The sequence below is a fragment of the Microbispora hainanensis genome (assembly GCF_036186745.1).
Classification (GTDB): Bacteria; Actinomycetota; Actinomycetes; order Streptosporangiales; family Streptosporangiaceae; genus Microbispora.
In genome coordinates this window covers 5,688,976-5,709,896 of record NZ_CP108086.1, presented here as the reverse complement: position 1 = coordinate 5,709,896, position 20,921 = coordinate 5,688,976, and the positions used below count along the sequence as shown (strand labels likewise).

Sequence of the window (20,921 nt, the reverse complement as noted above, 5' to 3'; positions counted from 1 at the left end):
ATGTTCCGCCGCATGCTCGCCGTACTGGCCCTGACCACCGCCGCCCTCACGACGCCGGCCACCGCCCACGCCGACACGACCTACCGGGGCGATGGTGACGACGTCATCCGCATCCACGCCACGAAGAAGCCCGGCCTCATCCGTTTCACCCACGACGGCGATTCCAACTTCATCGTCCACACGGTCGACCCGCACGGAAAGGCCGGGGAGTACCTGGTCAACGAGATCGGGCCCTACAAGGGCACCGTGCTCTACAACGACTACGGCACCAGGGGCACGATCGGGCTGGAGATCAAGGCCGACGGAGCCTGGACGGCGACGTTCCTGCCCCTGACCAAGGCGCGCTGCTGGTGCTCGGCGACGATCCGGGGCACCGGCGACCAGGTGCTCAAGCTCTCCCCCACCCGCGGGCTGCACACCGTACGCGCCGCGCACGGCGGTGAGTCCAACTTCATCGTGCACGCCTACCCCCGCATCGGCTATTACGGCGACCTGCTCTTCAACGAGATCGGCCGCTACAAGGGCAAGGCCCTCCTGCCCGTCGGCACCCGGCTTGTCACGGTCCACGCCGACGGTGCCTGGACCCTCACCCGGAACTGACGGCCGGGATCCAACGTCACCCCCACCCGCATAGGCATTTCTAACCATTTGCCGGTGCAATAGTTGACACTTGCACCACGCAATCGGGAAGATCACGCCGATTTCTCGCGTCTGGACCGGTCCATCCGGAATCCCCTTTGACGCTGACCCGAATCTAACGAGAGGACATCGGTCTTCCGTGATGGACCAGGATCTTGCCGCTGAACTCCGCGTGCTCGCCAAGCATCCGGGCTTGAAGCCCCGGGCGGAACAGCTTCGCGAGCTGGCGTGGGCCGTCCTGACGCCCGATGAGGCCGAGCGATGGTGCGAGGTGGACCTGTTCGCCGCCTTCCCACCCGGAGAGTCGGTCCGTTCGATCCCGGCCGACTCAAGTATTGGGCACAAGGCACACAAGATCATCGATGTGGTGCAGCCTGTGCTCGTCTTCCTCCCCATCGTCACCACCTGGTTCGGGCTCAAGATGGCCACGACGGCGTACGGCGAGACCCTGGCGGCCGCAGGCGTCGAGGCGGCTCGCCGGCCGTTCCTGGAGATGTGGCAGCAGGGCTTCGACGGAAGGCTGCCGGGCTGGCTGCGGTTCGACAGCATCGCCTTCATGACCCTGGGGGTGATCGGCGCGCTCATCGTCATCACTCTGTGGGAGAGGCTCCTGCGCCGCTCGATCGAGCAGAGGGCCGAGGAAGAGGCGGCCGCCCTTCGCTCACGCCTGCTGGCCGCACTGACCAAGGCGACCTTGCACCTCGGTCAGGTGAAGCTGGCCTCGCCGGCCCGGTTCCAGGCCGAGCTGACCAAGAGCGCGAGCGAGCTGAACAAGGTCGGCAGGACCATGGGCAAGGTTCACACGCAGGTGGTGGAGGAACTCGAGAAGGCGCTGGAGGCCACCGGCCAGGCCACGGACGCGCTGACGGCGGGCGTCGCCGAGGTGCGGGACTCGATCGCGACCCTCGACAAGCACATGGCCGCGGTCTCCTCCGCCGCGGAGACATTGCTGCACTCGGTCGAGCGCACCGCCTACGCCATCGACTCCGTCGGCGAGAAGACGGACAAGGCGGTGGACCGTGTCGGCGACCGGCTCAGCACCGTCATCCTCGACTCGACCAGCGGCGTACGGAAGTCCGTCGACGAGTTGGCGACGCTGACCGAGCAGGCCGTACGCGACATGACGTCGTCCACAGGACAGGTCGTCCGGGATCTGACGACATCCGCGGGGCAGGTCGTGAAGGATCTCGCGGCCTCGACAGGCCTGGTGGTGCGGGATCTGGGAGATTCGACCGGCCAGGCCGTGCGGGACCTGGCGGACTCGACCGGCCAGGTCGTCCGCGACCTCGCGAGCTCGACCGGGCAGGCCGTACGCGACACGGCGGCGAGCCTGGACGCGCGGGTCGGCGAGCTGGTGAGCGCGACGGCCGGGATCGGTTCCGCCGTCGGCCGGGTGGAGACCGCCGCCACCGAAAGCGGCGACCGGATCAGCCATGCGCTCACCAGCGGCAGCGGCACCCTCTCCGCCGTGCTCGGCGGCGCCGGAGCCGACATCAGGGAGGCCCTCGACGACTGGGCCGGGACCGCGAGCGCGCATGCCGCGAGGATCGAGATGGTCTCGGACACCGCCGGCCGCACCGTACGGCTGCTGGAGGAGACGCGGGACGCCCTGGACCGGCTGCCCGCGGACCTTGCCAGGTCTCTCCAGGAGGTTCCGGCGGCCGTCCGTGAGGTCACCAGCCCCGAGATCACCGCATTGCAGGCCGCCATCGCCCGGCTGGACGAGGCGGTACGGCAGGCCGCCGCGGCCGTCACCGCCGGCCTCGTCAGCGGTGCCGCGCGATCCTCCGGCGCCGGCACCCCGCCCGGCCCGGACCGCACGCAGGTCCCGGCCGGACCTGCGGATGATCCGCATGGCCAGGCACCCCTCGACACGGGCGCCGCCCCGGGCACCACGGGGAACAGCGGCGAGCGGTCCGAGGGATGGCACTCGTGATCAGCCGTCGCGGTTCGGCGCCGTCGCTGCTCCTCGCAGGCTGGCTGTTCGCCGACCTGCTGCTGGGGCTCACGATCATCATGCTGGGCGCGCAGGCGCCCCCTCCCATCCCGGCCAAGCCCCTTGCGGGTAAGGGAACCGCCTCGCCCTCGCCGAGCCCGTCCCCATCGCCCTGCGTCACCCGCGCCGCCGGGGTGGCCGCCAAGCCCACCAAGATCTCCTTCCGCGTGAACTCCGGCGCCTCGGACAAGGAGCTGCTCGGCACGGTGCGGCGTGAGCTGCTCAAGCACAGGAAGCGCCTGGCCGGACGGCACGCCGGGATGGTGCTGACCTTCGGTGCCAGCGGAGGAGCGGGGGAAGGCGTCCATCTGGCCACGCGAGTCAACGCGGCCGCGAGCAAGGCGTTCCCCAACATCTTCCAGACCGCGGCCACCCGCAACTTCCATGACCTCGCCGCCCCGAGCGGGTCGATCTCCATGGAGATCTACTTCGTCTCCGGCGGCTGCTCCCCCATCACCGAGAGCTGAGGACCACCTGATGAGCGAACAGGTACTCCCCTTCTATCTGGTCTGCGACGAGTCGTACTCCATGCAGGGACCGCCCCTCGATGCCATCAACCAGGAGCTCCCCCTGATCTACCAGGAGATCGCGAGCAACCCGGTCGTGGCGGACCGGGCCAGGCTCGGCATCATCGGGTTCAGCAGCACCGCCGAGGTGCTGCTCCCGCTGGCCGACCTCAACGACGTGCACTCCATTCCGCAGCTGTCCCCGCGCGGCACGACGAGTTATGGCGCCGCGTTCTCCCTGCTCAAGCGCACGATCGAGCAGGACGTCGCGGGGCTGAAGCAGGCCGGGCACGCGCCGTACCGGCCCACGGTGTTCTTCCTCACCGACGGCCTCCCGACGGACGAGTGGCACGTCGAGCACAAGGAGCTGGTCAGCCGCGATTTCCGGGCTCATCCGACCATCCTGGCGTTCGGCTTCGGCGACGTGGACCCGGCGACTCTGCAGCAGGTGGCCACGTTCCGGGCGTTCATCGCCAACGGCGACATGTCGCCGACACAGGCTCTCCGCGAGTTCGCGCGGCAGCTGCTCAACTCCGTCGTCCAGTCGGCCGTCGCGTCGTCGTCCAATCCCTCGGGCACGGCCCAGCTCATCATCCCCGACCAGGTGCCGGGCTACACGGTCCTCGCCCCCGACCCGCTCTGATCGCGAACCGTACCCGGAAGAGGAACCGCACATGGAACAGGTCCAGGAGCACGAGGCGCCCGCGGCGGCGGAGACGGTGCCCGGGTTTCCCCAGCCGCTCGTCATCGGCCGCGAGCCGCGGGTGATCTCACAGCCGGGTCCGCTGCCTGCGGTACGGCGGCCGGACACCGAAATCGACGGCGCCGCGCTGCCCGGGCTGGAGGTGCGTGCCGCATCGATCCGAGGCGACGCGCACCGCTACTACGGCACCGTACGTCAGGACGCGATGGGGCTCTGGCACGACGGCGAGGGCACGCTGCTGGCCTGCGTGGCGGACGGGCTGGGCAGCAAGGAGGGCTCGCATGTCGGAGCGGCCACGGCCTGCGAGGTCGCGCAGGCGTATCTCTCCACGCTGCCGATCGCCCCTGACTACATGACGGACGCCCGGGAGTTCGTCGACGGCATCGCCGGCGACATCCGCGACCGGGCGGACGAGCGCGGGATGCCGCCGGACGAGTTGTCCACGACGTTCCTCGCCGCCAGGATCCGGGAGGTGCCCGAGACGTCCGTGCACCGCGCCGTGCTGGTCCGGGTCGGCGACTGCATGGCGTGGCACCTGCACAGGGGCGTCTGGACACCGTGCTTCGGCGAGGACGACGCCGACGCGGGGGTCTCGACCTCGGCGACCCACGCGCTGCCTCGCGATATCGAGCACGTGGAAGTCGGCTATGCCGACCTGTATCCAGGCGACATGCTGCTGCTGTGCACCGACGGCCTGGCCAAGCCGATGCGGGGGCCGCAGGTGAGCTCCCGGTTGGCGAGCTGGTGGAGCCGGCCGCCGTCCCTGCCCGAGTTCTTCTGGCAGATGAGCTTCCGGGCGAAGACGCACGACGACGACCGGACCGCCGTGTGCATCTGGAGGGTCTGAATGGCCTTCACGCCCCATCCGCTCGACCGGCACCGTGCGACGCTGCCCCTGGAGTCCGACCCCCTCGACAAGGGCGGCCAGGGGGTGGTCACCCGTGTGCTCGGGCCGGAGAACCTCGTCTACAAGGAGTACATGCCGCAGGCCGGCCAGGTGAACGGCGCGGCACTTGCGGAGCTCGTCGAGTTCGGTCATCGCCAGACGGCCACCGAGGTGCGCGCGCTGCTGCACCAGTGCGCCTGGCCCGTCGCGAGGGTCGTGCACGGGGGCCAGGTGACCGGCTTCCTGATGCCGCACGTGCCCCGGGACTTCTACGGCACGATCGGCGGTAAGCCCAAGCTCGTCGAGCTGCAATATCTGCTGTACGAACCGAACTGGGCGTGGCAGGACCTGCACCAGCCGGACGTCCACGGCCGCCTTGAGATCGCGACGCTGGCCGCCAAGCTGATCGACCTGCTGCACACCCACGGGTGGATCGTCGGGGACCTTTCCTTCCGGAACCTCCTGTGGCGCCCGGGCCAGCCGTACAAGGTCTTCATGCTCGACTGCGACGGCCTGCGCCGGCACGGGGCGGAACCGGTGTTGCGGCAGGCGCACACGCCGGACTGGAATGATCCCTACCAGCCCTCCAGCGGGCCGGACATGGACACCGACCGATACAAGCTCGCGCTGCTGGTCGGCCGGGTGCTCTCGCGGACCCCGTCCGTGCGGCCCGGTGACGAGCCGGCGCTGCTCCCCGGCCTGCCGGACCATGTGGTCACCGCTGTCGGGGAGCTCTTCACCCGTGCGCAGGGCCCGCGCGGCACACGTCCGATCGCGGCCGAGTGGGTCCAGGCTCTCATCGGCCGCAAGCGCATCGCGGTGACCCGGCCCGCTCGGCAACAGCGGTCCGTGCACTCCGGGCCTGACGCCCCGATCCGCCTGCCGGGCACGGGCCGTGTCAGTGTGCCGGTCAGCAGGCCGGCACGGGGAAGCAGACCGCCCCTGCCGCCGCCACCGTCCCCACCGTCCACGGAACGGAGCTGGACGTCGGTCTCTCCCATGGGCGGACCGACGACGCCCGCAAAGGACGGGAACAGGCGTCAGCCCGCGCATCAGCCGCGTGTCTCCCGACCGGGCGAGACCATCTGCGGCCTCCCCGTGGCACACGAACCGGTGCGCTCCAAGCCCGCACCTGCCGCCCCTCCCCCAGCACCGGTGCCCGTAACACCTGCCCAGCCGATTGCACCTCCTGCGGCAGTGACAGCTCTGCCAACCCTTGGTCAGCGGGTGGTGGCCTCGGATACCTATGCCGAGCAGCGGCGGCTGGCTCCCCGGGGCGGCGTCGTCGATGACGATACGGTCGCCCGGATCATCGACCACCTCGCCGGGGGCACCGGACGGGGCTCGGTGGCGGACATCGCGCAGCGGCTCGGCGAGACGCCTGACCGGACGGTCCTGTTGATGCGGGCGCTGAAGAACCTGCTCAACGTGGAGCAGACCGATGTGATCATGCTCAAGGACCGCGACCGTACGGTCGAGCTGAACGTGCGACTGCTGGAAGAGCAGTTCCTCGAGGAGGATGAACCGTGACGGCGAAGGTGAGCCGGGCAAGGCGGCGGCAGATCATCGACGCTCTCGGCCGCGGGACCGTGCCGCGCAACGGCCTGGATCTGTTCGCGGTCGGCATGGAGCGGTTCGAGAAGGCGCTCGACGACGATCTGACGGCGGTGACCGCCGGAAGCTCGGGATTCAAGGCGGTTCGCGGCGAGTACGGCTCGGGCAAGACGTTCTTCGCCCGCTGGCTGGCCGAAAGGGCCAAGCGGAAGAAGATGGCGACCAGCGAGATCCAGATCTCGGACCGGACCACGCCTCTGCACCGGCTGGAGACCGTCTACCGGTCGTTGATCGGTGGGTTGAGCACCGCGAGCTCGCCGCCGAGCGCGTTGCAGGACATCGTGGACACATGGCTTCTCGCTCTGGAGGATGACGCCGGGGTCGCGAAGGACGACCGCAGGGCGATGAGCACCGCGGTCGAGGAGCTCATCGAGTCACGGCTGGCCGAGACCGCGAAGAACGCGCCGGCGTTCGCGACCGCGCTGCGTTTCTACCGCCGCGCCAGGCTGTCGGGCGACCATGCGACCGCGGACGGCCTGCTCGCCTGGGTGCGCGGCGAGCCGAACGTCGCGTCGAGCATCCGCCGCTATGCCGGGCTCAAGGGGGACGTCGACTCGACTTCGGCCCTGTATTTCCTGCAGGGCCTGCTCGTGGTGCTGCGCGACTGCGGTTATCCGGGGCTGCTGGTCGTGCTCGACGAGGTCGAGACCCTGCAGCGGATGCGCAGCGACAACCGTGAGCGGAGCCTCAACACGCTTCGGCAGCTCATCGACGAGATCGACAAGGGCCGCTTCCCCGGCCTCTATCTCGTCATCACCGGCACTCCCGCCTTCTATGACGGTCAGCAGGGCGTGCAGCGATCCCCGGCCCTGGCCCAGCGGCTGCATTCCGACTTCAAGACCGACGCGCGGTTCGACTCCGCCCGCTCGGTGCAGATCCGGCTCACCGGCTTCGACCGCGACAAGCTGGTCGAGCTGGGCTGCGCCGTACGCGACCTGTACGCCCAGGGAGACCCCGCCGAGCAGCGCATCAGGAACCTCATCGACGACGCGTACGTCAAGGACCTGGCCACCGCCGTCGCCGGGCACCTGGGAGCCGGCGTGGCGCCGCGGATCTTCCTCCGCAAGCTCGTCGCCGACGTGCTCTACCGGGTCTCGGACCACGAGGATTTCGACCCCCGGCGGGACTACCGGCAGGTCACGGTCACAGAGGGAGAGCTGAACGACGACGAGCTGAACGCCTTCCGCCGCGGCCGCCCGGCGGTCTCCGCGGACGATGTGGAGCTCGACCTGCCGTGACCTCGCCGACACTCGCACTTCACCCGACGATCGCGTACCACCTCACCAACACGCTCGGCTGGGCCCGGCTGCGGCCGCTGCAGCAGGAGGCGCTACGTCCCATCGGCGAAGGGCGGGACGCGCTGTTGATCGCGCCGACGGCCGGAGGCAAGACCGAGGCGGCGACGTTCCCGCTACTGTCCGTGATGGAGGAACAGACCTGGACCGGCCTGTCGGTGCTGTACGTCTGCCCGCTGAAGGCCCTGCTCAACAACCTGCTGCCGCGCCTTCAGTCGTACGCGGGCTGGCTCGGCAGGCGGGTCGAGCTCTGGCACGGGGACGTGTCCGGCTCCCGCCGTCAGGCGATCCTGCGGGATCCGCCCGACATCCTGTTGACCACCCCGGAATCCCTGGAGGCCATGCTCATCAGCAACGGGGTGGACCACCGCCGCCTCCTGGCGGATCTGCGGGCAGTCGTGGTCGACGAGGTGCACGCCTTCGCCCGCGACGATCGGGGCTGGCACCTGCTCGCCGTTCTGGAGCGCCTCACCCGGCTGGCCGGACGGCCGCTCCAGCGCATCGGCCTGTCGGCGACGGTGGGCAATCCTCGTGAACTGCTTTCCTGGCTCCAGGGTTCGGGCGCGGGGAGCCGGCCTGCGGAAGTGATCGCCCCTGGCATGGGAGCGGATTCCGGAGCGGCCGATGTGGAGCTGGACCACGTCGGCTCCGTCGCCAACGCCGCCCGCGTCATCGCGGCACTGCATCAGGGCGAGAAACGGCTCGTCTTCTGCGACTCCCGCAGGATGGTGGAAGAGCTCGGTCAGTTGCTGCGCGACCACGGCGTCACGACGTTCCTCTCCCACTCCTCCCTCTCGGCCGACGAACGGCGCCGCGCTGAAGAGGCCTTCGCCCAGTCTCGCGACTGTGTCATCGTCTCGACCTCCACGCTGGAACTGGGCATCGATGTCGGAGACCTGGATCGAGTCATCCAGATCAACGCTCCGTGGTCGGTCGCGTCGTTCCTCCAGCGCCTGGGCCGTACGGGCAGGCGCTCGGGAGTCAGGCGCAACTGCCTCGTCCTGGGCCTGACCCAGGAGGATCTCCTCGCCTCCGCGGGGCTCCTGCTGCTGTGGAGCACGGGTTACGTCGAGCCCCTGCAGCCGCCGCCCTCGCCTCGGCACATAGTCGCGCAACAACTCCTCGCGCTCGCCCTGCAGGAGGGCCGGATAGGCGACGCCCTGTGGCCGGACTGGTGGCGCGGCCTCGGCCCTTTCCGTGAGCAGCACGCGCGCCCGGTGCTCGACCATCTCATCGACCAGGGCTTCCTCGAGCGAGACGGCGGCGCGCTGCTCGTCGGCCCTCAGGCCGAGCAGCGCTTCGGGCGCCGGAACTTCATGGACCTCACCGCGGTGTTCACGGCCCCGCCGGAGTTCACCGTCCTGCGCGGCAACGCCGAGATCGGCCGGACGGATCCCAGCCTCCTGACGTCCGCCGTCACGGGGCCGCGCCTCCTGCTGCTGGCCGGCCGCACCTGGGTCGTGGACTGGATCGACTGGAAACGACGACGATGCTTCGTCCAGCCCGTTGAAGGAGGCGGCGGCAAGGCCCGCTGGGCGACCACGATGTCCGGCGGCGCTTCCTTCGCCCTGGCACGCGCCATGCGGGACGTCGTTCTGGGCGCCGACCCTCCGGTGAAACTCACCCGCCGGGCGGTGACCGGACTCACGCGGATACGGGAGGACAGCCACGACCTCGTCCACCCGGGCGGCACCGTGATCGTGCGAAACGACGGCGACCTGCAGTGGTGGACCTGGGCCGGATATCGCGCCAACGCCACGATCAAAGCCACGCTCGGCCCGCTCGCCGATCCGACCCAGCGCGTGGACGACCTGCACGTCAGGCTGAGGAACGACCTGACCGGCACTCGGTGGCGGCAGGACCTCGCCGGCGAGCTCAGCCGACCCGACATCGACGACAGGGCGCTGAACGGCCTCAAGTTCAGCGCATTGCTGCCCCGCGAACTCGCCGTCGAGACGCTCGCGACCCGTCTGGCCGATCTCCCCGCCGCGGCCGCCGTGCTTTCGGAGCCCGCGCATTTCACGCTCCGATGAGCATGCCTATCCGGCGATGACCCGGCCTGATCAGTCTGGACCATCCCAGCCGAGTATCTAGAAATTTGTGCCGGTTTTCGGAATGATCAACCGGTTGTCACGTTCCAAAAGAAAGGGATGACTGACGACTATGTCGATCGGCCACCTCGTCGCGCAGTACCAGGCCTATGCGGCAGCCGAGCCAGAGCGGTTCAGTATGACCATCTCCGAGTCGCTGGACGATCTGGTCCTTCGGCTGGGCGATGAGATTCACGGTCTGGAGCAGACGGTGATCGCCGATCCGGACATCGTCCGGGATGAGTTGTCTCGCTCGCTGAAGGCGCTCGCTGATCGGCTCGCCGAGCAGGGGCACCCCTATAACGAGTTGCTCGCGCGCCGCATAGTGCTCGCCCTCTCGGAGGGCCGTGATCGGCTTCAGCTCGCGCGGGCGCTGAGCGAGCTCGCCGTGCCGCTCACGGCGCTGGGCCGGCTCGACGATGCCGTCTCCGTACGGCGCCGCGCTTTCCGCATCCTTCGCACCCTGGCCAAGGAGGACGTTACCCGCTGGCTGGATGTTGCCGCGGAGGCCGAACCGTACAGTGCCCTGCTCGTCCATGTCGGCAGTGTGCTCGACGCGATGATGGTCTGCCGGCAGACGGTCCGCGGCCTCGCTCCACTCGTCGAGATGGGTTTGGACTGGGCGCGGGAACCGTACGCTCGCTGCCTGCTGCGTCTCGCCCAGCGCGTGGCCGAGGACGACGACCTGAAGGAAGGCATCCGGCTGGCGGAGAAGTCCATCGAGCAGTTCCGGGCTCTGGGAGGGGGCTACGGTCTAGCCCTCGCGCTCAACATCCTGAGCAACCTCAAAGTGGACGACGGTGACCTCGCCGGAGCCCTCACGACCTCCCAGGCCGCGCTGGAAGTGGCAAGGAATCTGGCCGACGGCGACTACCGTATGACACTCGCCATGGCGCTGCAGACCACAGCCTTACGGCATGCGGATCTCGAACAGTGGAACCAGGCACACGAGAGCCTCATTGAGGCTGGGGAACTCTTTCCGCTGCTGCTTGCCGAGGATTCCGGAGCGGCCCCGTGGTACGCGAGTTTCCTCAGCAACCTCTCCCAGGTTCAGGCGAAGCTCGGCGATGCGGACGCCGCGGTAGAGACCATGGAAAGGGCCACGCAGCTCTACCGTGACCTTGCCCGGCAGGACCCGGCCGCCTACCTGAGCGAACTCGCGCTCTCCCTCGTCAATCTGAGTCACCGCCACGCGGCCATCGGTCAGCACGCGAAGGCGGTGTATGCGCTCCAGGAGTCGATCAAGCACTACCGTAAGCTACGCAAGGAGGACCGAGAGTGGACATCCGACCTCGCTAGCGCCCACCGCTTCCTTGGCGACCAACTGACAGCACTCGGCCAGCACGAACCGGCGCTGAATGAGACGCGTGCAGCCATCAAGCTCTACCGCGAATGCGCGGACCCTCACCTCGGCGAATCCCTCAAGATCTTGGGAACCCGACTGCATAACCTTGGGCGTACAGAAGAATCGGTGGCAGCCACAGCCGAGGCAGTCGAAATCTTCCGTACCGCTGGAGACCTGCCCCAGCTCGCACACGCGCTGTTCAACCTCGCGATCACGCACAACGTCTCCGACGAAATCAACGAGGCCGTGCGATCCGGCAGGGAGTCCGTCGAGTCGTATCAGCGCCTGTACGACGACGACACAGGCTGGGCCGTGGCCCTCGCTAACGCGCTGAGCTTCCTCGGCTCCGTCCTCGAGCGAGCCGGCCAGTTCGACCATGCGATCACCGCCGTCGAGCGCGCGGTCAGCCTCCTGGAACGGCTCTACGAGCCCGGCGACGATCAGCTCGGTGCGGATCTCGCGCGGGCGCTGCACAACCTGAGCCGCTACCACGAGGAGGAGGGACGCCTGGAGCGAGCGCTGGAGCACATGCGGCGATCCATCTCTCTGTACGGCGAACTGACCCAGCAGGATCGTGACCGGTTCCGCCCCCGACTGGCGAGCGCCTGGCTCTCACTCGCCATCTACCTGTCCCGGCTCGGCGAAGCCGAAGAAGCCAGATCCGCGGCCGCCCTGGCCGTCGATCTCTGCCGGGAGACCGGAGCCCGGGAAGACCTTGCCGATGCGCTCTTCCATCTCAGCAACCGGGAAGCCGACCTTGGCCGTACCGAAGAGTGCGTCGCCGCCCTCAGCGCGGCCCTCGAGATCTACGAAGAGCTGTCCCTCGTCCAGCCCGACCCGTACCTTGCCAGGATGGCAATGTCGCTGGACAACCTTGCCACTCGCTATTCGAGCCAGGGCGACCCAGGGCGGGCGCTGCCCCTGCTTGAACGCGCCGCAGACATTTGGGGGCAGATGGACGAGACCGGCCAGCTTGCCGGGACTTTGCAACGGCGGCTCTTTGTCCAGTCCTGCCTCGGGCACGACATCGAGGAGACGGTCGAGCGCGTCACCAACATCCAGCAGGACCTCGCGGTCACGGTCCGCACGCTCAACGACGTGGCCCAGGAGCTGATCGGCGTCGAACTCCTCGACCCCGCGCAGCAGCTCCTGGCTCGCGCCTCCGGGTTGTGGGAAATCCACCTCCTCCAACAGCCCGACGCCGAACCGTTCCCCTACATCCACCTGCTCGACTCAAGAGCCACCATCATGTTCAGGCTCGGGCTTCACGAGGAGGCCGCCGCCGCAGAACTCGGCGTGGTGGAGCTGTTCGAGCCGCTCGCGAAGGAGGATCCCGTCAGCTATCTGGCCGTGCTGGCGACCGTCCGAGCCAGGTTGGCCGATTACCTACGCGCCGCCGGCCGGAACGTCGAGTCCCTCCATCACCAGCGCCAAGTCGTGGAAACCTACGAGAAGCTGGCCGCCTCCGACCCCAGCCGGTACCGGCCCTCCCTCGTCGTCTCCCTGACCGACCTCGGTGAACTGCTTCGAGACCTCGACGACGACGATGCCGACCCTGTACTCACACGGGCCGCCACCCTCCGTGCCGCCCTCTCCGGAGACCTTTGAGTGGCATCGACTCGGATGAGGCCACCGCTGGCCAATATGGGGCTGGTAGTGGGCGGGCTTCGTCGGCCTGGTTTCCCTGCCGGCGCACCCGCGACGCGGGAGAAGGTCGATAGCCGCCGGCGCAGGGCGACCCGCCTGTCGGCCCAAGATCCGGCCTGGTCCGGCGGCCGCGTCCATGATCGTGGTGTATGAGAAGACCACTCGTAATCCGGCGAACTTCTAAGCCGTAATCGCCTCGATATTCACTTTAGCATCATTTGTCTCATTTTGAGAGTGGGTGTGCTTACGGCATTCGGCCAGGATCTCCAGGCCCATGTAGCGGCGCTGCTCGGTCCACTCGTCGTTCTGCTCGGCCAGCACCGCGCCGACCAGGCGGACGATGGCCTCCCGGTCGGGGAAGATGCCGACCACGTCGGTGCGGCGGCGGATCTCCTTGTTCAGCCGCTCTTGGGGGTTGTTGGACCAGATCTGCCGCCAGACGGCCGTGGGGAAGGCGGTGAAGGCCAGGATGTCATCACGGGCCTCGTCCAGCCGGTCGGCGGCCTTGGGGTACTTGGCCTCCAGCACCTCGACCACGTGCCGGTGCTGGGCGTGCACGGACTCGGTGTCGGGCTGTTCGAAGATGGTGCGCAGCATCGTGTGCACCCACGGCTGCGCCGTCTTCGGGACACAGGTGCCCAGGTTTCTCGCGAAGTGGGTGCGGCAGCGCTGCCAGGAGGCGCCGGGCAGCGTGGCGGCGATCGCGTCACGTAGCCCGGCGTGGCAGTCGCTGGTGACCAGCAGGACGCCGGACAGGCCGCGGGCGACCAGGCCACGCAGGAACGCCAGCCAGCCCGCCCCGTCTTCGCAGGAGACGACGTCCAGGCCGAGGATCTCCCGCTGCCCGTCGGCATTGACACCGGTGGCGATCAGGCAGTGCACGTTCACCGTCCGCCCGCCCTCACGCACCTTCTGAGTGAGCGCGTCGATCCAGACGAAGGTGTACGGCCCGCCGTCCAAAGGCCGGGACCGGAACGAGGCGACCAGCTCATCCAGCTCGGCGGCCATCTTCGACACCTGCGATTTGGACAGCTTGGTGATGCCCATCGACTCGGCGAGTTTTTCCATCCGCCGTGTGGACACACCCAGCAGGTAGGAGGTGGCCACCACGCTGGTCAGCGCCCGTTCGGCCCGGCGGCGCTTGTCCAGCAGGAAGTCCGGGAAGTACGACCCCGACCGCAGGCGGGGGATGGCCAGCTCGATGGTCCCGGCCCGGGTGTCCCACTCCCGGCTGCGGTAGCCGTTGCGGGAGTTGACCCGCTCGCTGCTGACCTCGCCGTAGCCGGCCCCGCACAGCTGCTCGACCTCGGCGTCCATCATCCGCTGCGCGAACTCGCGGATCATCGTGCGCAGCAGGTCCGGGCTCGCCGCGGCGAGAGTCTCGTCGAAGTAGTCCCCGGCAGCGGGCACAATGTCATTGACGGCCACTTCATCCCCTTCGTGTCTGAATGTGCGAATCGAAGGATTACGAAGTGGCCGTCTCTTGTCACATGGATCTCTCCCGTCGCACCAAGGGAAAGATCACCCGTACACCACTCCCATGGACGCTAACGGTCCGGGCGGGCGGGCCACACCATGTCGCAGGGGGCCGTCCCCTGGATCCCGACGGAATGTCGGTGGGCTGATGCATGCTGAACACTGCGAGCCTGGATTTGTGAGCCTCGATTTGTGAGCCTGGATTTGTGAGCCTGGATTTGTGAGGGGGTGTGCGTGCGGAGACCGCGTGATGCCACCGGCCAACGGCGTCAGCCGTACTCCGTTTTCGAGTACGGCGCGCCGACCGGCATCCGGAGGCGTTGCACCACATGTCCCGCACCGACAAGACCGACCCGCTCATCGTCCGGCTCTGGCATGGCGATCTGACCCGCGAGGCCTGCCACGACCACCGCGCCGAGTCCACCTGCGACCTGCCCGCCAGCCTCAAGGAGGATCTCGACGCCTCCTGTACGCGCTGCACCTGGGAGTTCCGCTGGACCGGGATCCGCTGCTGTTGCTGCGGCATGTGCCGTGCCCAGGCAAGATACCGCCGTCTCCTGCGGGGCATCCGGACCGCCGACAAGGCACGGTTGGCGCGGGGGGCCAAGGCCTGGCGCGCGGGCGACGCGACGGCCTTCGACGACATCGTTCCCGCCCTTCGCTACCGGCCTTGAGCATCACGATGAACGAGAGCCCGTGCGCCTGATCCCGCCGGATGGGTGACGACGAACGCCGATCTCCGGGACGGTGTCATCGGTTCCAGGCGGTCTCCCGCTGACCCGGTCGATCCCCGGAAACGCAAGGGCGGCCCAGCCATCCGGCTGGGCCGCCCTTCGCGTAGGCCGCGGGCCGCGTACGGGCTGATCACACTCGGCTTCCCGGGCGCAGCAGGCCGAGCGTGCGGATCCTCGGCGCGCGAAGGACGGGCCGGCTGGACGGGGTTCGGGACCGGGGTCCCGGCAAGACGGGAAGGAAGTCCCTTTGGGGGTGCTCGCCCGGTCGTGGACCTTTGAGACATGGTTCGAACCGCCGGCGAAGCGTGCGACGTCCTCCTGCGTGACGGCGGGGTGGCGCGCATCCGCCCGTTGCGGCCGGCCGACCGGGAGGCCCTGCACGAACTGATCGCCAGGTCTTCCCCGCGTTCGGCGTATATGAGGTTCTTCACCGGAGGCGCCGCCTCGGCCCATGCGTACATGGACCGGATCACCGGGCCCGGCTACCACGGGCACGCCCTGGTCGCTCTGGTCGGCGGCCGCGTGGTCGGCGTGGCGGAATACATCGCCGATCCGGACGGGTCGGAGGCCGAGGTGGGGATCCTGCTGGACGACGCGGTGCACGGCTGCGGGCTCGGCACGCTGCTGCTCGAACACCTCGCGCTGGACGCGGCGGACGAGGGAATCGAGGAACTCGTCGCCACCGTCCTGCCGCAGAACCGGGCGATGCTGCGGGTGCTGAACGATCTCGGCCTGCCGGTGGAGACGCGATACGACGACGGGCAGGTCGAGATCCGCATCGCCACCCGCCCCACCGAGCGGCTCGTAGCCGAGATCGAGGCGCGGGCGCACGAGGCGGAGCACAACTCCATCGCGCACATGTTCACCCCGGAGTCGGTGGCCGTGATCGGCGCCGGCCGTCACGAGGCCCGCGTCGGGCACCGCGTGCTGCGCAACCTGATCGACGGAGGCTTCCCCGGCCCGATCTATCCCGTCAATCCGCGGGCCACCGAAGTGTGCGGCCTGCCGGCCTACCCGGACATGGCCTCGCTGCCCGGGCCGGCGGAGCTCGCGGTGATCGCCACCCCGGCCCCCACCGTGCTCGGCATCGCCCGCGAGTGTGCCCGCCATGAGGTACGTGCCCTGGTCGTGCTGACGTCCGGATTCGCCGAAGTGGGAAACCGCGAGGCCGAACGGGAGCTGCTGGAGATCTGCCGGCAGGCGGGCATGCGGCTGGTCGGGCCCAACTGCCTCGGTGTGGTGAACACGGCGGCGCGCCTGAACGCCGGATTCCTGCCCACACCTCCTTCCCCGGGTCCGCTGGGGGTGATGTCGCAGTCGGGCGCGGTGGCCGCGGCCATGATCGAACGCGCCGGACAGCTCGGCCTCGGCATCTCCTCCTTCGCCTCCGTGGGGAACAAGGCGGACGTCAGCGGCAACGACCTGCTCGAATACTGGGAGGACGACCCGGCCACCCGCGTCATTGGCCTTTATCTGGAGTCGTTCGGCAATCCGCGAAGGTTCGCCCGGATCGCCCGCAGGATCAGCGCCCGCAAACCGATCATCGCGGTGAAGAGCGGGCGCAGCGCCGCGGGCAGCCGGGCGGTCCGCTCGCACACGGCCGCCGCGGCGACGCCCGATGTGGCCGTGGACGCGCTGTTGCGCGCCTGCGGCGTCATCAGGGAGGACAGCGTCCAGGATCTGCTCGACACCGCCCGGCTGCTGGCCTTCCAGCCGCTGCCGGACGGCCCTCGGGTGGCGATCGTGGGCAACTCCGGAGGCCCGCAGGCGATGACGGCGGACGCCTGTGAACGGCTCGGCCTGGTCGTGCCGGAGTTGTCCCCCGCCACCGCGGAGGCGCTTCGCCCCCGGCTCCGGCCGGCGGCGGCCGTCGGCAACCCCGTCGACCTCACGGCCGAAGCCGACGCCGGGGACATCGCCTTCGCGATCGCGACGGTCCTGGCCGACCCGGGCGTCGACGCCGTGCTGACCGTCTACACCCCGCCGTTCGGCTCGGGCCTCGACGCGACGCGCGAAGCGATCGCGGCCGTCACGAGGAACGCGGCGAAGCCCGTGCTCGCCTGCCTCGCCGGGCACGACGAACTCGTCGACGGCCGGGTGCCCGCGTACGCCTTCCCCGAACAGGCCGTGCACGCCCTCGCCCGGGCGGCCGCGCACGCCGCCTGGCGCGCCCGGCCGCCGGCATCCCGCGAGGACCTCCCCGGGATCGACTCGGCGGCCGCGCGGCGGATCATCACCGCGGACCTCGCCGCTCATCCCCATGGACGATGGCTGGACGAGGGCACGGCGGCCCGGCTCCTGTCGGCGTACGCGATCCACACGGCCGAGTCCGTCCCGGTCGACGGGCCGGAGAGGGCGGCGGAGGCCGCGTCGGTCGTCGGTCTGCCCGCCGTGCTCAAGGCCGTCGGCCCCGGGTTGGTCCACAAGTCCGACGTGGGTGGTGTGCGGATCGGCCTGCGGGCGCCCGACGAGGTCCGGCAGGCGTACCGGGAGATGGCCGACCGCCTCGGCCCCGCGATGACAGGCGCGATCGTCCAGGCCATGGCAGGCGAAGGGACCGAAATGATCATAGGCGGCGTCGCGCACGAGACCTTCGGGCCGCTGATCATGGTTGGGCTCGGCGGTGTCGCGACCGAGCTGCTGGCCGATCGCGCATTCCGCGTGCCGCCGATCGACAGGGCCGAGGCCGCCCGCATGATCGCGGAGCTGCGGTGCGCGCCGCTCCTGTACGGCTACCGCGGACGGCCGGCGGCCGACGTGGCGGCCCTGGAGGAGCAGATCGTCCGCGTGGGCCGGTTCATGGACGATCTGCCCGACGTCGCGGAGCTCGATCTCAACCCGGTGATCGTGACACCGGATGGGGCCGTGGCGGTGGACTGCCGGGTGCGGCTCGCCGCCGCCCCGCCGCTCCCTTCACCCTTCCGGCGCCGCCTCCGCTGATCCCTTCCGGTGCCGTCGCCTGCTTCTGAGCACGCCCTGCCCTCAGAAGCGACGACCGCCGTGGGGACCGGGGACCTTCGCCCCTCCCCGCGCAGAGCGGGTAGGCGGGACGGTTGAGTCATGACGATCGCGAGAACAGAACTCCGTCCGATCCCCCGGCGACAGGACGGTGGAAGGGACCGTGACGAGGCCACGGGTCCGCTCGCACGGCGTGCCATACGGGAAACCCTGCGCGAGGTGTTCACCGACGTGGTGGACGACGTGCGCCTGGTAGAGATCGACGGCATGGTGCACGTCTACGTGTTCATCCGCCCCATCGCCTCCGCCTGCCCGGAACACATCCGTGCGACCGCTCGTGAGGCGTACCGGGCCGTTCACTGCGAGCCGGTGGTCGCTCATGTGGCCGCGTCCTGCTCCGCCCATGGACGTTGAGCTCCCAGGTCTCGACCGGATCGTGAGAGCCCACACCGCGGCACGGCCCGGTCGTGAGAGCCCGCTCCCGCGATGTCACCCGCGAGAGCGATGTCACCGGCGAGAGCGATGTCACCGGCGAGAGCGATGTCACCGGGAGAACGGCCTGGGCCACGCGGTCACCACCAGCAGGGCCACCACAATGGCGATGCCCCCGGTGACGACCGGGTCGTAGTGCGATCCGGGGAAGAGGGACCAGCCGACGTTGGAGGCGGCATGGCAGACGACCGCGGTGAGCACGCTCGTGCTGTGCAGATACAGCCAGACGATGACGACCCGCAACGCCACCGTGTACAGGCACTGGCCCGCTATCCACAGCGGGCCGTGGCCGGCCTGCGCGTAGGGGACGATGTGCCAGACCGCCCATGTCACCCCCAGGATGACGCCGGTGACCGGCGGGCCCCAGCGGGTGGACAGCGGATCGGTGGCATACGCCGTCCATCCCGCCTCCTCGCAGGCGGCGGCGACGAGGAACACGGCGAACAGCAGCGGGACCTCGACCAGCGAAACCCGCAGCCCGGGCAGTGACCGGCCCAGCAGGACCATCACGGCGTACGAGCCGGCCATGACGCCCAGCGGCAGCGCGATCGCGAGTGCGTGCCAGCGGCCGGGACGGGGAGCGGCACGCCAGTCCACGACGCGCTGCAGCAGCCGCTTCACGGCGCCGCGTGGCTCATGACGGCGGACCAGCAGCATCGCCGCCAGCAAGGGGCAGCACGCCATCAGCGCGCTCACGGGCAGGGTCTCCGACAGGCGGCCGGCCACGGCACCGGCCAGCCAGAAGGGCACGGACAGGGCGAAGGTCAGCGCGATCAGCCGCACGGGCGACCTGTGGTCCGGCTCCGTCCACCCGCTCACACGCCGCTCCTCGAACCATGGCCGACGCCTCCTGCCGCCGCCCCTGAGTGAGCCGCGGACGCAGCCGAAGACATGTAGATGAGCCGCGCGGACCACCCTAACCGTGATTCGCGCGGTGTTTCCGGCGGTTCTGCCACATCCGGGACCTCGCAGGCGTCTCTACAGTTCCATGGTGGCAGGACGCATGACGGCGACGGGGCTGCGCGCGTGATGCAGGACGGGCCGGGCGCTTCACGCCGGCTTCTCACCCGCGGAGTCGACGATGCGCCGGGCGAACTCCAGACGAGGTCTGTCGATCATCTCTCCGTCGACCCGTACGGCGGCGCCCGCGGACCCGGCCGCCGCGTCGAGCACGCGCCGGGCCCAGTTCAGCTCCGCGTCCGAGGGCGAGAACGCGCCGCGGACGACGGCGACCTGGCGCGGGTGCAGACACAGCTTGCCGGTGAATCCCATGGCCGCCGCCCGGCGGGCGGCCTCCAGGGCCGCCGCATCGTCGTCGATCTCGGGCTCGACCCCGTCGACGGGCCCGGGCAGCCCGGCGGCCCTGGCCGCGAGCACGACCTTGCTGCGCGCGAACAGCAACGCCTGCTCGTCGCCGCCCCGTGAGGGGATGCCCATGTCGAGACAGAAGTCGAGGTTGCCGAACAGGAGCCGCGCCACGCCCGGCGCCTGTGCGATGAGATCCGCGTCCCGTACGCCCCGGGCGGATTCGAGCAGCGCGAAGACCGGCACCCGGGGGCCGAGCGCGGCGGCCACCGACGCGACGTGCTCGGCCGCCTCGGTCTTGGGGAGGACGACTCCGGCGAGCCCTTCGGCCCCGGCGAGCGCGGCCAGGTCGTCGGCGTGCCACGGCGTGCCGATGCCGTTGACCCTGACCAGTGCCGGGTGGACGGAGACGTGGCCGGCGGCGGCCGCCCGCGCCCGTGCCTTGTCCAGCGGGGCGACGGCGTCCTCGAGGTCGATGACGACCGCGTCCGCGCCGCTGGCGGCGGCCTTCGCGAAGCGGTCGGGCCGGGTGCCGGGCACGAAGAGCAGGGTCCGCGCCGTCGTCCCGTACGCCCCGGTCATGGTGTGCCGGGACGCGGGTCGAGCCCGGCGGCCTTCAGAGACCTCTCGTCCCACCGGGGTTCGACGGCGACGCGGCCGGGACCATGACCCCGCCGGTAGACCAGGAGGGTGCGCTCGAAGCTGATCACGATCACGCCGTCCTGGTTGAACCCGATGGTGCGCACCTCCACCACGCCCACGTCGGGACGGGACTTCGACTCGCGCACCGAGAGCACTTCCGACTGGGAGTAGATCGTGTCGCCCTCGAAGACGGGATTGGGCAGGCGCACCCGGTCCCAGCCCAGGTTCGCCATGACGTTCATGGACACGTCGTGCACGCTCTGCCCGGTGACCAGGGCCAGGGTGAAGGTCGAGTCGACCAGCGGCCTGCCCCACTGCGTCCGCTCCGCGTAGTGCCGGTCGAAGTGGATGGCCGCGGTGTTCTGGGTCAGCAGGGTGAGCCACGCGTTGTCCACTTCGGTCACCGTACGGCCGAGCGGGTGCCGGTAGACGTCGCCGACGACGAAGTCCTCCAGGTAGCGGCCCTCCCAGCTCACTGACGGCGTCCGGGGCTCCGGGGAGGCGGTTGAGGCGGTTCCGTTCTCGTCCACGTCGGGGTCTCCTTGTCGATGGTGTCGGTACGCCGGTGCCGCCCTCGCCATACCCGGAGCGGC

16 protein-coding genes are annotated in these 20,921 nt (G+C 69.7%); 12 read left to right on the top strand and 4 right to left on the bottom strand.

The window, feature by feature from the left end; all coding sequences use genetic code 11:
- The 9 genes from OHB01_RS26655 (at nucleotide 1) to OHB01_RS26615 (ending at nucleotide 12,682) form a co-directional block, all read left to right on the top strand.
- Nucleotides 1–600: a hypothetical protein gene (locus OHB01_RS26655; RefSeq protein WP_142620902.1), complete on the top strand. Its 600-nt coding sequence runs from the start codon at nucleotides 1–3 to the stop codon at nucleotides 598–600.
- A gap of 181 nt (nucleotides 601–781) precedes the next feature.
- Nucleotides 782–2,575, top strand: a complete 1,794-nt coding sequence (locus OHB01_RS26650) for a methyl-accepting chemotaxis protein (RefSeq protein WP_328854115.1) — start codon at nucleotides 782–784, stop codon at nucleotides 2,573–2,575.
- Entirely contained in the window at nucleotides 2,572–3,102 is a 531-nt protein-coding gene (locus OHB01_RS26645; RefSeq protein ID WP_244312809.1) for a hypothetical protein, read from the top strand. The genes OHB01_RS26650 and OHB01_RS26645 overlap by 4 nt, the downstream gene beginning before the upstream one ends.
- Nucleotides 3,103–3,112: 10 nt before the next feature.
- Nucleotides 3,113–3,784: a vWA domain-containing protein gene (locus OHB01_RS26640; protein WP_147943205.1), complete on the top strand. Its 672-nt coding sequence runs from the start codon at nucleotides 3,113–3,115 to the stop codon at nucleotides 3,782–3,784.
- A gap of 31 nt (nucleotides 3,785–3,815) precedes the next feature.
- Nucleotides 3,816–4,691: a protein phosphatase 2C domain-containing protein gene (locus OHB01_RS26635; RefSeq protein WP_142620895.1), complete on the top strand. Its 876-nt coding sequence runs from the start codon at nucleotides 3,816–3,818 to the stop codon at nucleotides 4,689–4,691.
- Nucleotides 4,692–6,260: a hypothetical protein gene (locus OHB01_RS26630; protein WP_142620893.1), complete on the top strand. Its 1,569-nt coding sequence runs from the start codon at nucleotides 4,692–4,694 to the stop codon at nucleotides 6,258–6,260.
- Nucleotides 6,257–7,582, top strand: a complete 1,326-nt coding sequence (brxD, locus tag OHB01_RS26625; protein WP_142620891.1) for a BREX system ATP-binding protein BrxD — start codon at nucleotides 6,257–6,259, stop codon at nucleotides 7,580–7,582. Before OHB01_RS26630 ends, brxD begins: the two co-directional genes overlap by 4 nt.
- Nucleotides 7,579–9,672, top strand: a complete 2,094-nt coding sequence (locus OHB01_RS26620) for a DEAD/DEAH box helicase (protein ID WP_142620889.1) — start codon at nucleotides 7,579–7,581, stop codon at nucleotides 9,670–9,672. The genes brxD and OHB01_RS26620 overlap by 4 nt, the downstream gene beginning before the upstream one ends.
- A gap of 130 nt (nucleotides 9,673–9,802) precedes the next feature.
- Nucleotides 9,803–12,682, top strand: a complete 2,880-nt coding sequence (locus OHB01_RS26615; protein WP_328854114.1) for a tetratricopeptide repeat protein — start codon at nucleotides 9,803–9,805, stop codon at nucleotides 12,680–12,682.
- A 219-nt stretch (nucleotides 12,683–12,901) separates the two neighbouring features.
- On the opposite strand, the gene OHB01_RS26610 is transcribed toward OHB01_RS26615, so the two are convergent.
- Nucleotides 12,902–14,149: an IS256 family transposase gene (locus OHB01_RS26610; RefSeq protein WP_405393456.1), complete on the bottom strand. Its 1,248-nt coding sequence runs from the start codon at nucleotides 14,147–14,149 to the stop codon at nucleotides 12,902–12,904.
- Nucleotides 14,150–14,526: 377 nt separating this feature from the next.
- Here OHB01_RS26610 and OHB01_RS26605 point away from each other — a divergent pair, with 377 nt between their 5' ends.
- From OHB01_RS26605 to OHB01_RS26595, 3 genes are all read left to right on the top strand, one after another.
- Nucleotides 14,527–14,871 carry a hypothetical protein gene (locus tag OHB01_RS26605; protein WP_142621420.1) on the top strand — a complete coding sequence of 115 codons (345 nt, stop codon included), beginning with the start codon at nucleotides 14,527–14,529 and terminating at the stop codon, nucleotides 14,869–14,871.
- Nucleotides 14,872–15,213: 342 nt separating this feature from the next.
- Entirely contained in the window at nucleotides 15,214–17,871 is a 2,658-nt protein-coding gene (locus OHB01_RS26600) for a GNAT family N-acetyltransferase (protein WP_328854113.1), read from the top strand.
- Nucleotides 17,872–18,108: 237 nt separating this feature from the next.
- On the top strand, nucleotides 18,109–18,303 hold the full coding sequence (locus OHB01_RS26595; protein ID WP_142647676.1) for a hypothetical protein: 195 nt from the start codon (nucleotides 18,109–18,111) through the stop codon (nucleotides 18,301–18,303).
- A gap of 129 nt (nucleotides 18,304–18,432) precedes the next feature.
- Here OHB01_RS26595 and OHB01_RS26590 read toward each other — a convergent pair whose 3' ends face one another.
- The 3 genes from OHB01_RS26590 to OHB01_RS26580 form a co-directional block, all read right to left on the bottom strand.
- Entirely contained in the window at nucleotides 18,433–19,200 is a 768-nt protein-coding gene (locus tag OHB01_RS26590) for a CPBP family intramembrane glutamic endopeptidase (RefSeq protein WP_168065921.1), read from the bottom strand.
- Nucleotides 19,201–19,431: 231 nt separating this feature from the next.
- Entirely contained in the window at nucleotides 19,432–20,268 is an 837-nt protein-coding gene (locus OHB01_RS26585; protein ID WP_328709786.1) for a CoA ester lyase, read from the bottom strand.
- Nucleotides 20,265–20,858, bottom strand: a complete 594-nt coding sequence (locus OHB01_RS26580) for a MaoC family dehydratase (protein WP_244312846.1) — start codon at nucleotides 20,856–20,858, stop codon at nucleotides 20,265–20,267. Before OHB01_RS26580 ends, OHB01_RS26585 begins: the two co-directional genes overlap by 4 nt.
- Between the last annotated feature and the right edge of the window lie 63 nt (nucleotides 20,859–20,921).

What these genes read in the sequence shown, in the direction of transcription:
- OHB01_RS26655 (WP_142620902.1), top strand. Translation starts at nt 1, where the DNA reads ATGTTCCGCCGCATGCTCGCCGTACTGGCCCTGACCACCGCCGCCCTC.
- OHB01_RS26650 (WP_328854115.1), top strand. Translation starts at nt 782, where the DNA reads ATGGACCAGGATCTTGCCGCTGAACTCCGCGTGCTCGCCAAGCATCCG.
- OHB01_RS26640 (WP_147943205.1), top strand. Translation starts at nt 3,113, where the DNA reads ATGAGCGAACAGGTACTCCCCTTCTATCTGGTCTGCGACGAGTCGTAC.
- OHB01_RS26635 (WP_142620895.1), top strand. Translation starts at nt 3,816, where the DNA reads ATGGAACAGGTCCAGGAGCACGAGGCGCCCGCGGCGGCGGAGACGGTG.
- OHB01_RS26630 (WP_142620893.1), top strand. Translation starts at nt 4,692, where the DNA reads ATGGCCTTCACGCCCCATCCGCTCGACCGGCACCGTGCGACGCTGCCC.
- OHB01_RS26615 (WP_328854114.1), top strand. Translation starts at nt 9,803, where the DNA reads ATGTCGATCGGCCACCTCGTCGCGCAGTACCAGGCCTATGCGGCAGCC.
- OHB01_RS26605 (WP_142621420.1), top strand. Translation starts at nt 14,527, where the DNA reads ATGTCCCGCACCGACAAGACCGACCCGCTCATCGTCCGGCTCTGGCAT.
- OHB01_RS26600 (WP_328854113.1), top strand. Translation starts at nt 15,214, where the DNA reads ATGGTTCGAACCGCCGGCGAAGCGTGCGACGTCCTCCTGCGTGACGGC.
- OHB01_RS26585 (WP_328709786.1), bottom strand. Translation starts at nt 20,268, where the DNA reads ATGACCGGGGCGTACGGGACGACGGCGCGGACCCTGCTCTTCGTGCCC.